The organism is Crocinitomix catalasitica ATCC 23190 (assembly GCF_000621625.1).
In the GTDB taxonomy this organism is placed as follows: domain Bacteria; phylum Bacteroidota; class Bacteroidia; order Flavobacteriales_D; family Crocinitomicaceae; genus Crocinitomix; species Crocinitomix catalasitica.
Genome location: NZ_JHXV01000008.1, coordinates 143,673 through 157,156, shown reverse-complemented (window position 1 = coordinate 157,156; position 13,484 = coordinate 143,673). Strand labels below are relative to the sequence as shown.

Genomic DNA, 13,484 nt, shown 5'->3' with positions numbered 1-13,484 from the left:
AAACTGACCTAACTTTAAATAAGACGATCATGAAAATTATTTTGCTCAACTTTATTAGTTTCGTTTGTATTCAAACAGCATTCTCACAACACAACCTCAGCATAACACCATCTCTTGGTATTAGTAAAATTGCAATTAGAGCGGATTATCTAAAACCTTTTAAGCTGAATCAAGAAACGAGTACCAGATTTAGGGAAAGTTTTGGTCTTAATGTTGATTATCGATATGACTTCAATAAAATTTCCATCTCTACAGGTCTTGGATTGACAACAATAAGCGGAAAACAAGAGGAAACCTTTATCAAAGAAAGTTTTAATGGCGCGTTTTACGAATCAACCACAATGAATCTTGCCAAAAATAGATCAACACTATACGCCTCTTTACCGCTCGTATTTTCTATCACGAATAATAAATTAACCTTTGGAATTGGGTATCAAATTATGGCTAGCCTATCCAGTCGAACGCAAGTCATGCGATATGCGGATATTGACTCGGAAAACCCTACGCTCCTTTCAGATTATCCCGCTGGAAAAACAACAAGATCAATAGACTATGGCGCTATTTTTCAATGCGGATATCAGATTATGCCAAGAGCCACAATAATAGCGAAAGCATATATCGGGGTGAATGATATTAGTTATGGAAACGAAATCAGACAAGCTTCATCATTTCCGAATCCGCCGAGTACGCATCAATTATACAGCAGACAATTTACGATTGGTTTCAGCTATCAATTTCTGCGCAGACCTGTGTAGTGCAAGCCTAAACTTTAATCAAACCTAACATAACGTCATAGAAATTTGCACTTGACATCTTCGCTTTTAACCAAGCATAATAACCCATCGCTTGCAAATCTTCTTTTTCCTTTTCTATCCAATCAATTGATGTTTCAACTTTATTGTAAAATGCCTCGCTGGTAATATCATTGGGATGATCAATCATAAACTTGAGCAGGTTTAAAAAGACTGAAATTCGACGGTACTTCTCAGTCACTAAAAGGTCTTTTTGACTCCGCTCCATGGCAAGAATACGGTCGAATGCTATCTCATAATTGCCCAATTCGTATTGATAAATTATTTCGATTAGATTTTTTTTCACCCGCCATTCAACGCCAATATTCTTATCTAACCAATGGTCTGTTTTCCCCATCAATTGTAAAGTACGATTGGCCGTTTTAAAATCATTATTTTGAAAATGATAAATCGACAGATTCAAACGGGCATTTAACTCATCTTCTTTTCCAATTGACTTAAATGTATTCAGTGTTTCTAGTATTTCGATCGCATTTTCAATCGACCCATTAAAATTCTCACAAGCCGCGAGCAGCAAATGATATTTCGGATTAAAACGGTTAAAAACACCTTTATTCACTTGGGTTAAGGTTGTTTCCATCTCCTGGAGATATTCAATTGCTTTGTCAAATTTCTTGTTCCGATACAAAGTATGCGCAATGATGTAAAGGATATTTAATCGATAGGATGGTTTGGCTTCAAAATAACCGGATGCATTGATCTTGTCGTAATTCTGAATGGCATATTCTTCGAACGAATAGAAGGCTTTATTCGCTAGAATTATTCCACGAGCGATGAGCATAAAATTATACCGCAATTTCGGTCGACGAAAAAGTGTATCGTTCATCTCGAAGGTATTGAGTAATAAATCGAGGATGCGCTCCAAATCCAAATCGACTGCTTGAATTTTAACTTTTGCCAATTCTTGCTTTACGAAACTGCCCACAATTTTCAATTTCTGATCATCGTCCGCTAAGAGAGCGATTTGCATCCTTTTTTTAACCAAATCATCTAAAGAGGATTGGACATAGGCTGTGTCGAAATGCTCTATTTGTAAATCGTAAATAAGTTGAAGCTGGACATTTAATTCGGCCTGTTCCGCCAATCGCTCACTCTTCTTTAAATTCTTCCAAGCTAATTTGGTGAGGTTGTGCGCAAATAAATGCCGAACTAAAATTAAGTTCTTACTGATCTCTGCATCCAAACTTTCATCTGAATCAATCTGACGCAAATAAATGAATTCGTTGATATGTTTAATCAACCTTTTCCGAACACTATGATAGGCGTTTTTCTGCTGATCATCTCCGTATAATTTTAGCAAGACCTCTCCATTATCAATGTCCCGCTCTTCTACAAAAAGGTCGAATAAATCTAAGTCAATCCTCGAGTTTTTAAACCGATTCCGCTGAATGAATTGCCTGAATTCTTTCTGCTCAAGTGATGATAAGGAATGGATAATGGCCTGTAAATCGTCTTTCATAATCAATTACTAAAGTACGTTTTAAAACAATTAAAACACCATAAATACAACATAAATTAAGTTAATGCGTCGATTTCAAAAGTACGTAATTTGAAAATCACACCTTGTCAGGGATTTGATATCGACCTAAGTTTGACCCAAGAAATTAAAAAACAGAATCATGAAAGATATCAGCATAATAATACCAGCATACAACGAAGTGGAACGCATTCAACCTACAATTGAAAACTGCATTCAACATTTAAACCAAACGAATTATACTTATGAAATTTTGGTTGTAGATGATGGTTCAACTGACCGAACGGTTCAATTGATTAAAGCATTAGAATTGGAACATCATCATCTTAAATTAGTCGTTCAACCTGAGAACAAAGGAAAAGGCGCTGCGGTGAAACGCGGTATGCTAGAAGCTATTGGTGAAATTCGTGTTTTTATGGACGCGGATGAATCGACACCGATATCTGAATTAGAAAAACTCTTGACGCCGATCATTCATTATGGGGCAGACATTTCAATCGGATCGAGATATTTACCAAGTTCTGATGTAGCCATTCCACAACCTTGGCATAGAAGAGTGTGGAGTCGATTTGCGAATCAGATCGTGCAAAACATTCTACTGCCTGGCATTGTCGACCCGAATTGTGGTTTCAAAGCATATACAGCTGAGGCTGCTGAAAAGATCTTTTCTAAATGCGAAATCAACCAATGGTCTTTCGACTTAGAAGCTTTAGGATTGGCAAGATCTTATAATCACACCATCGCCGAAGTTCCAGTGAGATGGCTGAATGACGAACGGAGCAAAGGTAAATTCAGTCATTTACCACAAGAAATAAGAAACCTCTTTATCATCAAACACCGCATCCATTTACAGCAACAATAAAAGATTAAAACCACAATAAATATTCATCTAAATTTTAAGTTATGACTTTATTTATTTCACTGATCATTGCTGTCATTTTAATCGTAATGATCAATTCTTTCAGAAATGAAACGACAAGACAGTTTAGCCAATTGGGACAAAATATTGACGAACTAAAACGAAAGGTAAACGGTCTAAAAACAGAAGAAATCATTCCTAAACCTTTACCAAAAGTTGAAAAAGCACCAATTGAAATTAAAAAAGCACCGCCTGTCGTTCAACCAAACCCCATTATAAAGGAAGAAGCTTCGGTTGTGAAACCAGTGATTCCAAAGCCTGTTGAGAAGGAAGAAATTCCATTCGTCAAACCTGTCGAAAGACTAAAATCTGCAGAACATATTAAGGTATCGGTTCCAAAAACGGAACCTTCTATCGCTACTGTTCAACCTAAAAAAGAAACAACGCCAAAACCAGCACGAGATTATGAAAAACTAATCGGTGAAAACTGGTTAAATAAAATCGGTATTGCTATTCTAGTGATCGGTGTAGGATTCTTTGTAAAATACGCCATCGATAAAAATTGGATTGGAGAATGGGGCCGTGTATTAATTGGAATTGGAACAGGCGGATTATTGATCGGTGTGGCACATGCATTACGTCGCAAGTACATGGCATTTAGCTCGGTATTAATTGGCGGTGGAATTAGTATTATGTATTATACCATTTCAATCGCTTACCACGAATATGGCTTATTTGCGCAACCCGTAGCATTCTTAATCATGGTACTCATCACCCTATTTTCTGTCGGTATTTCTATTATTTACGATCGAAAAGAATTGGCCATTATTGCTCTGATTGGTGCCTTTACCACGCCATTTATGGTGAAAGGTGAGACCAATAATTATGTTGCCTTCTTTACCTACATCACAATCATCAATACAGGCATGTTAATGTTGAGTTATTTTAAAAAATGGAATATTATCGGGAAGTTAGCCTTGTATTTTACTGTGTTATTTTTTGGAGGATGGTTATTCACCGTTGGCAACCTTTACGGATCAATCGAAGCAAAATGGGGATTGTTTTTCGTACATGTATTTTTCATCCTGTTCTTAGGCATGACTTTATTGTATAATATCAGCAAAAAGGTAAGATTTAACGCATGGGAAATTATTCAACTCTCTACCATCACGATCCTTTATTATACTTGTTCGATGTTCTTATTGCCGAAAATAAATGCAACAGATTGGCAAGGAACGTTAACGATATTGATTGCTAGTTTTTTCTTTGTCTTATTCATTATCGTTCGACGATTTAAGCAACCAGAAAACACGATTTCGATCCTACTTCTAGGCAAAGCCATCAGTTTTATAACCTTGGCTGGCGCATTAATGTTCGACGGAAATTATATGACCATTTTCTGGGGAATTGAAGGCGTCGTTTTATTGGTAGTTGCGCAAAAATCGAATTTAAAGATGCTTAAAAATGCGACACAGCTTGTTAGTATTATTGCATTCATAGGATTTGCAAAAGACATGTTGATCAATACAATTTACCCTCAATATAACACCCCGATTTTTAATAGTGAATTTCTGAGTTATGTTTTTGTATTGGGTGCATTGTATGCCATCTTTATCTTAATTAAAAGGAATGCAATAGCAGGAGAACGCCTTTTATTCCCGATGCATTTATACCGCAGTATTTTGGGCGGCGCGATCTTTTTAGGTCTTTACTTGGCCAGTTTACAAGAATTAACGAATCAAATTCGGACAATAGAATATAAAAGCGCTGAAATATTAATCATTTGGCTCTTCCATTTTGTATTCATTTCCGTGACATTGATTATTGCCAATATGCGGAAATCAATTCCATTGCAACAATTATTCTTTGTATTCGGAACTGTTTGCACATTGCTCTACTTACTTTTTGCCAACGGAACAATCATCAGCATCCGTTCGATGGTTATCTTGAATGCGGCTGAGCAAGGATTCTTTTATATGCATTATGTGGTTGTACTCTTCCTGATTGGCTTAATGTATTTATTACATCGCGCTGGGAAAGCTATTCTACCAACAGGGAATGAAAGCGTTATTATCACTGCGGCTTTAGCCATTGCAGGAATTGTTTTAGCATCGTTCGAAATGGATCATATTGCAGTATTTAATTATGCATCAAAATTCAGTGAATCGACAATTCTGCGCCATACACAAACCGAAGGTTATACGGTGTTATGGGGAATATGCTCATTGGTGATCATGGTAATTGGCATGCGTAAACAATGGCGAACATTCCGCTTATTGGCGCTTGCTATTTTCACTGTCGCCTTATTAAAACTGTTCACTTCAGACATTCAAAACATCACGGAGGCAGGAAAAATCATCGCCTTTATTTCATTAGGTGTATTGTTATTGATTGTGTCGTTTTTATATCAAAAATTAAAGAAACTCATCGTTGACGGGAAGGTTGACTAAATCTAAATCAGGTGCGGACTTCGGTTCGCACCGTTAATCTAAAATCTATGAAACAAATAAATATTTACAAGTTAAGTTTTTGGCTAATTACGATTACACTTTTTGCGCTCACTACACATATCACCCTTTCAGGCATTTTACTTTGGGCGACAGGCGGATTCGTTATTGTTGTTTCCATTGCATATATTATTTCCGCGATATTTTATGCGATTGCGAAAAAACAATTGAGCAAAATAGATGCTCAACCTAATAGCAAATATTGGAGTTGGGCGTCATTCATCCTTTTCACCCTTATTAACACCATCCTAATCACCCTCGAAATCATTGAAATTAACCAAGATCATCATTGGGCTTTTGGATAAAAATCATCAAGAAACAAACCCTATTTTAAAACGAATAATATGAAAGAATTGACACAAATAAAAAGTGCTTTTTTAATTTTCACAGGACTATTAATTATCCTACATCTCTATGTATTTACAAGTGATTTTTTCGGATATTTCTATCTCTTCTACCTTTGTTTTTCGGCACTCGTATATGGCACCTTGAGTTTGCTTTATATTTGGTCGCGTTATTTGATTAAAAAAGAAAGCGAAAAGAACAAAGGACTGGCCTGGATCCCATTCATTTTTTGCATCATCGCCAATCTGACCAACGTAATCTGGCCTATTTTAGAAGATCAACATTATCGTTATTTTTAGATGAAGTTGATCAATATTCAATTGGAAATCATATATTTGAAACCACAACCTGAACACCTGACTTGAATTCTTTTTAGCTATTCTTAAATGATTGTAATTATTTACAAATATTTACATACGAATATAAAAGTGAATAAAACGGACTGGTGTGTTTTAATCGGTTGTTGTGCGTCAGCTGACAGACCAACGAAAATTGAGCTAAAATTCAAACCTATATATACTTACAAACGAAAAACTAAGCGGTATTTCAATCAGATTCTGAAAATCATTACGCAGGTATTATTTACTCGAACGAAACAATAATTAAGAGAGGGTTTAAAAAAAATAAAACAAAAAATTGTAACTTGACCTAAAATAAATTTGCTAAGTTTTTCTATGCTAAATTTTATAAAAAGCTTAGTGGTTAAGAGTAAATAATGACTTTATGAGTAAAAAAGAAACAACAAAGAACAAAACATTTAAAAGTGTAAAAGATAAACTTGAATTTATTCAAAAAAGTTGCTACGAAACGGAATTATTCGAAGATTTAGCTGTTCTTTTTAAAAAAAAGAAATTCAATAATGTTAGAATTACTCACGGACCAAATGAATTTGGGAAAGACCTCGTTTTTTCAAGATATGATGAAGATTTCGAAGAAGATAAATGGTATGCAGTAATAGTAAAAAACAAACCAGCAACTCAAAATGATTTTGTCAAAGGGAATGAAATCGCAAATCAAATTAACGTTGCACTTTCTGAACCCTACACTAATCCAAAAGGAGAAGAGAAAATAGTTTCTAAACTTTTCATCGTTATAAATGGGACTGTAACACCAAATGCAACAAAATTAATCTCTAAATTTATTGAACCGAGTATTTTACCAAATATAAAAATATGGGATTATCAAGGATTAAAGGAACAAATTGAAAGGCATACTAAAGAATCATTTTTAGACAACAATGAACCTTTTCTTAATTTATACACAACTGAGCAACAAAAGAAATTGTCGGATATAAGTATATCAAATAATGTTTTTGATATGAAATTCGACGATATCGACCAAATATTCGTGAATGTTCAAACAACTTACTCACGTGAATTAAAAAAAATAAATAATTACATCACTTACGACAAAAGTGACAGCAAGTATAAAGAAGAGGATATTGAAGGTTCTAATGAAATTCTTAATTCTAACAAAAACTTTATAATTCACGGAATTCCAACCAGTGGCAAAACGTTGTTTTTAAAAAGAATAGGTTTAAAAGCATTAAATTCCGACAAACCAAAACCAAATGCTGTCTTCTATTTTGATTTACAAAATCATACAACTAAGGACATTGACATTAACGATTTAGTTAAAAATCAATTTAAAGAATTAACCAAAGGAGAGAATTTCAATAAAAGTGAATTTTCAAAGACTATTTTACTTTTTGATTCAATAGATTTTATCAAAGATTCAGAAATTCGTTTATCTATCTATCAGCAAATAGAAGAATTTAGTAAAGAAAACGAAGAAAACAACTATCAAATTATCATTGCTACAAGAAGTTTTAATTTCATACAGAGTCAAGAACTATTTAAAGATTTTAAGGATTCAGAACTACTTCCTTTCAATTTTAAACAGGCTATGACGCTTGTAAAAAAAATCATTCCCAATAACAGTAGTAAAACGAACAACTTTCTTACAGCATTGAAAAATTCAATGTTGAATACAACATTACAGCGAACACCACTTTCGTTAACACTTTTAGCTATTTTATATCGTGATGACAAAATTGACTTAAAAGAATTACCTGCTAATATATTTTCGTTATATGACCTATTTACTGATGTTTACCTAGATAAATGGGATTCGACTAAAGGACTTACGCAACTCTATAAATATGAACAGACTAAAAATATACTTGCCTTCATAGCGTTTTATTTACATAAATTAGGCTGGAATTCAATAAGTCAAGATGATTTAAACACCTTTTTAATCACATTAAGAGAAAAGTATAATTATGATGAATTAAATGATATTGACAACTTTATAATTCATTTAAAATCAAGAAATGGCGTATTTAACTTTGAGGAGATTAGTAATTCTTTTAGCTTTTTTAATCACTATTTTCAGGAATACTTTGCTAGTTTATGCATAGAAGATGAAGACGATGATATTTTAATAGATAACTTTTTCAATAATTGGTGGAGTAATTCTTTAGTTTTCTATTGTGGAAAAAACCCAAAAAGCAACAAATTGCATAAAACAATTATCGAAAAAATTATCCCAATTGATTCAGCACAAAAAGTTACTTACATAAACAACCATTCTAAATGTTTACAAGCTAGTCACGCTATTTCAATTGAAAATAGAACATCTGTAGTCAACAAGCTAATTGTTGAATTTGATAATCTTTTCAAATCAATATATAAGGAAGCTGAAGAAAACCCAGATTCTATCATAAATCAATTACCCTTTGTAAATATAATCAATCAAAGTAAAAGTTTATTTGAATCAGTTTTTGGTTCCAAACATATTGCAACCAAAGAAACAATTGAATTTTTTGAAAAAGTTTTATTAGATGAAAAGAATAACCTTTCTAATATTACAAACTATAATATCGCATATTTTTTAGCTTTTATTAATAATTCTGTTTTTTCACTTGAAGTATTCGCTGATTTAATTGGAGATGATATCGTTTGGAATAGAATACTCTATGTTGATATAAACTTCTTGAAAATGAAAAAGACGATTGACGACAAAAAATATGTAAGAATAAAAAGAAAAATGAATAAGAATAAATTTTTAATTCAACACATATTAAGAAACAGCGTTACTGAAAAAAATAAACTAATTGAATAAAGCCGAACGCACAACACCGCCTATAATTAATTGCCTGGTAATAGGCTAGTTACGAAAGTACTCGCGGACTTTCAATTCGGTTTTTATTTGCTAACTTTAGCGCTTAAACCACGCAAATAACCATACACAAAACCGTTGTGTGTAATGCAAAAAAAACTGAATGGCAACAGATGGAACTAAAATAATTGACGGAGATACAGCTCACGATACCTATTGGGGAATTATGGACTTGTATGATAGTGAAGCTACTTCAGAAATGATACTCAATGAATTCCCAATAAAGCAACCTGATTATTTTGATGCTTTCGATAATGAAATTTATGTAACAAGTTGTGGACTTGCGTATTGGGAAATCGGACTAATGACATCTGAAAGAATTGAATATATTGAGAATGTTATAGCGAAAAATGCTTGTATAGACGAATGGAGAAAGTTATCTGAGAAAGAAGGTAAATCAAGAAAAAGTGTGTTAACACGGTTTTTAAATAAAATCAAAAAAGAAAATACTAAAATACGAAAGCCAAAAAAGTATCGCAAAATTTCCAACTTCATATTTAACGAAAATGATATTTTGTTATTTAAGCTTAAAGACAATAGTTATAGAAGTTTAATCTGTATCAAAATAGACCAATATAGAGGAAATTGTAATTATTGGTTTGTACCAACTATTTATAATAGTTCCGAAAAACCAACAGAAAAATCAATTACTAAAGAAATGATTTTAGGAAGAACTATTGGCTCTGGATATGATAAAGAAACAACTAGAAAAGAACAACCAGGAGTTGAAATTATTTGGGACTATGTTGGTGGAAATCCTAAATTTCTTTTTGGGTTTGTAATTGATGCCGTTGAGCACAAGGATTTACTAAAGTTTAAAGATTCATTTGAAAAAGTAGGTTCTGTAAAAATAGTTGAAGGATTAAAGAAAATAGGTTCATTTGGTTATTCAGAAAACTTTGAGCGTTTTGAGGAAAGATATACAGACCTAGATAAACAAATAAGCATTTTTGGCTATAAAAAATACCCAATCGAAATAATGATAGAAAAATAAAAACACCTAACACTATATTTAGCAAATAGGGCGTTTGGTGATTTTTAAAAGTTCAGAGCTATTTACAAACACCGCCAAATCGTTGATTTGGCTTTAATCCTTTTTCAAATACTGATATTATGTTTAAATTATTGACCTTATTAGTTTTTTTAATTGTCCATGGTTATCAATTTGCTCAAATTCAAATTATTGACAGTTTGAGTTCTGAACCAGTCCCGTTTACTCATATACGTATTGTTAAGAATAATAAAAATGTAATCTCCAATCACGACGGCTACTTTTATTTGGATACATTACGTTTTAATGATGATTCTTTAATCATTTCAAGTATTGGTTTTGAGACAAAAAAAATTGCAGTAAACAATTTACATTCTTCAAGTAAAATACAATTAATTCCAAAACAACAACAACAATTAGATGAAGTAGTTGTTGTTCAAAAAAAAGGCAAGTATAAATTGAAGAAACTTGGTATTACAAAAACGCCAAGAAAATTATTTCCCCAATATGGGATGACGTCTCAAAATGGAACTATCCAAGCAGTTTATATTCCAAACAATTATTCAGCTCCTGGAGTATTAAAATACGTCAATGTGTACATTACAGATCAAGGTTTTCCCAATGCTTATTTTAGAATACATGTTTATGATGTTTCTTTATTAGAAATCAAACCAGGTAAAGAACTCACTTCTTCAAACATTGTGGAGTCAGGAACGAAGGGGAATGAGTGGGTGCAGTTTGATTTAATTGATGAACGTATTATGATTAGGGAAAATGGGTGTTTCGTTGGTATTGAATGGTTTGAGAATACAGATTCAAAACCTTACCAAGACACATTGATTTATAAGGCCACCGTGAATAATGGTGATTATCATAAAGACACGCTCGTTACCGAAGTTAAAAGTGGTTATGGTGTTGTTCTTGGAGCCAGATACGAACTTTACCAAAATAATAAAAATAAAATTTGGTATAAACTGCCCTTTGCAGGTGAATGGCTCAAATGGAGTGTATATATGGCTAAATACAAACATGAACTTCATGATTCTTTGATACCGTATTTTATGCAACAAGTGGATATGACAGATCATTCTATTCAAGTACCATGTATTAATATAACAGCATCCTTCCCAAAAGTAAAAGCTGAACTAAATTATACCGAGCCACAAAATCAAAAATTAAATCAATTTGAAAATATTGAAGAGGACTTATCTAAGTATCCACAATCAAGTGTTGTCGAATTGTTCAGCTCCTTTATTGCAGCATTTGAAAATGATGATATTATCTATGCTCTGAAATATTTATGTATTTATAGAAATAATGAACTAGAAACCATGATTACCATTTTAGAGGATAATTATACCACGACGGGTAATTACTTTTCTGACACGGTTAAAAACCAAATAATCAAAAAATTTAATGAAATTTTAGAAAACCTGAGTGTTGATTCATTAACCAAAATTGATTCTCAGCATTATGAATTAAAAGCTAACAATAGAATTTTCAATTTGTTCATCGTTGATGGTAAATGGAAACTTCAAATTATCACTTTTGAATGAATCATACATTTGAATCTACTAGCAAGCCAATTTTACCCTTCACCCTCAAGACCAAAACTTGGTTCATTTGTATTTATCCATAACAACTTCACAGACAACCTCTTTAATGTATTATTTTGAGGTTTTTATTAATTTAGGAACTTGGATTAGTGTTAAATCTGTTATTATTGGAGGAATTTGCTATTTCACAATTGTATCGATAATTGTCTTTATAAGACTAGTATTCTTGTTTTCAAAGTTTGTAATACAAAGTGCAAAAAGACAATAATAAAGCAAAGGGCATAACAAGGGCTATGCGCAATATACCTGTTGCAGACGCAACACAGACACACTGCGCATAGCCGAGCCATTGTTTTCCAACACCAACCCAAAATATTCGCAAATGAATGTAATTTACGTCTCGTGGGATTAAAAATAACCGTGACTAAAAACACACCTAAAGCATAGCCCTTCCATACTTTTCAAGCGGCATATTTATTAAGTCCCCTATTTTTTTTAATTTGATTATATTTATAAAAGAAAAAGTAAACTTAAAAATTAAAAAATAGGCTTCGCATAAACTCAAAGGTCCATGCCTTTTAACATGCCACTATTCTTTTGATATTATTTGTAAAACAATCACCAATTTAATGGGCGAAATTTTAAAAGTATGTAATATATGTAATGTTGAAATTCATGGACCGTATTGTCATCAATGCGGGCAGCAGATTACAAACAAAAAATTAACTTTCAAATCTATACTTAATGATTTTGTATCAAATCTCTTCAATTTAGAAAGGTCAGGATTCGCTACTTCATTAACACTACTTAAAGAACCGAAGAAAGTAGTCTCAAGTTATTGGTCTGGAAACAGAAAATACTATGCCTCACCAAGCAAATTTATACTGTATTTAATAATTGTATTGGGAATTCACATCGCAAGAAGCAACAACACAATTTTAGGCATTGGCTTTGGAAATACTCCAAAAGCAATAATAATAGTTTTGCCTTTGCTCCTTATCTTAGCTTCCTTCATAACTTTTACTAAACTAAAAAAATCTATCTGGGAACATTCTATTTCAATTCTCTACCTCTATAGTCTGTGGTTAATAATATCTATTATCGTTTATGAGATATTATATAGCTTTATTAATCAAGCTGTTTTAGATTCCTTTGAAGTACCATTGCTCTTAACTTTCGCATCATTTTTATTTACTTTCATATGGAATAGTCGCATCTTTTCAACTGATAAAAACGTGGTAATTAAATCTATTGGTAATACAGCGTTGCAATTTATCCTATTTATCACAATAGTTGTCATAACAATAACAACCCTTTTATTCATATCTAATGATCTTGAGTTTACTTTTAAGTAATCAATATTGTAAAAGAGTCATTTTGAATTAGTTTAACATACAGTTCAGTTATTCGTCATCCCTTTTTCAGCAAGTCTATATCCTCACTCAACCCAAATCAGCAAATCACAATCATCATTTTCCTAAACCAAAAAGAACAAACTACTAGATTGACTATCAAACATTTTGATTGTATTTAACTCGTTAACCTAATCATCATATTATGAAACTTCTAATCGCGATATGTGATTAAAAAAGAAAGCGAAAAGAACAAAGGACTGGCCTGGATCCCATTCATCTTTTGCATCATCGCCAATCTGACCAATGCAATCTGGCCTATTTTAGAAGATTAACATTACCGTTTTTTTTAAATGAAGTTGATTTATTAGGCAGAAGTGATAATTTAATGTGTAATATTTATTG

Annotated in this window: 10 protein-coding genes; 9 read left to right on the top strand and 1 reads right to left on the bottom strand. The window is 32.5% G+C overall.

Annotation, left to right across the window (positions count from 1 at the left end; genetic code table 11):
- Positions 1 to 29 precede the first annotated feature (29 nt).
- On the top strand, positions 30 to 755 hold the full coding sequence (locus tag T367_RS0106605) for an outer membrane beta-barrel protein (protein ID WP_027419135.1): 726 nt from the start codon (positions 30 to 32) through the stop codon (positions 753 to 755).
- 7 nt (positions 756 to 762) lie between these two features.
- Here the strand turns inward: T367_RS0106605 and T367_RS0106600 are convergent, their stop codons facing one another.
- Positions 763 to 2,271, bottom strand: coding sequence for a hypothetical protein (locus tag T367_RS0106600; protein WP_027419134.1), 1,509 nt, complete (start codon positions 2,269 to 2,271; stop codon positions 763 to 765).
- A 160-nt stretch (positions 2,272 to 2,431) separates the two neighbouring features.
- Here T367_RS0106600 and T367_RS0106595 point away from each other — a divergent pair, with 160 nt between their 5' ends.
- The 8 genes from T367_RS0106595 to T367_RS0106560 all read left to right on the top strand — a co-directional run bounded on the left by T367_RS0106595 (position 2,432) and on the right by T367_RS0106560 (position 13,082).
- A complete protein-coding gene (locus T367_RS0106595; RefSeq protein WP_027419133.1) occupies positions 2,432 to 3,151 on the top strand; it encodes a dolichyl-phosphate beta-glucosyltransferase in 720 nt (239 codons plus the stop codon).
- Positions 3,152 to 3,192: 41 nt separating this feature from the next.
- Positions 3,193 to 5,598: a DUF2339 domain-containing protein gene (locus T367_RS0106590; protein WP_027419132.1), complete on the top strand. Its 2,406-nt coding sequence runs from the start codon at positions 3,193 to 3,195 to the stop codon at positions 5,596 to 5,598.
- A 47-nt stretch (positions 5,599 to 5,645) separates the two neighbouring features.
- Positions 5,646 to 5,960, top strand: a complete 315-nt coding sequence (locus tag T367_RS0106585) for a hypothetical protein (RefSeq protein ID WP_027419131.1) — start codon at positions 5,646 to 5,648, stop codon at positions 5,958 to 5,960.
- A 39-nt stretch (positions 5,961 to 5,999) separates the two neighbouring features.
- Entirely contained in the window at positions 6,000 to 6,299 is a 300-nt protein-coding gene (locus T367_RS0106580) for a hypothetical protein (protein WP_027419130.1), read from the top strand.
- Between the two features lie 424 nt (positions 6,300 to 6,723).
- Positions 6,724 to 9,123 (top strand): NACHT domain-containing protein, encoded by a 2,400-nt coding sequence (locus tag T367_RS0106575; RefSeq protein ID WP_027419129.1) that lies wholly within the window; start codon positions 6,724 to 6,726, stop codon positions 9,121 to 9,123.
- Between the two features lie 160 nt (positions 9,124 to 9,283).
- Complete coding sequence (locus tag T367_RS0106570; RefSeq protein ID WP_027419128.1) at positions 9,284 to 10,174, top strand: hypothetical protein; 891 nt, start codon at positions 9,284 to 9,286, stop codon at positions 10,172 to 10,174.
- A 119-nt stretch (positions 10,175 to 10,293) separates the two neighbouring features.
- A complete protein-coding gene (locus T367_RS0106565) occupies positions 10,294 to 11,727 on the top strand; it encodes a carboxypeptidase-like regulatory domain-containing protein (RefSeq protein ID WP_027419127.1) in 1,434 nt (477 codons plus the stop codon).
- 629 nt (positions 11,728 to 12,356) lie between these two features.
- Positions 12,357 to 13,082 (top strand): hypothetical protein, encoded by a 726-nt coding sequence (locus T367_RS0106560; RefSeq protein ID WP_027419126.1) that lies wholly within the window; start codon positions 12,357 to 12,359, stop codon positions 13,080 to 13,082.
- The last annotated feature ends 402 nt before the right edge of the window (positions 13,083 to 13,484 follow it).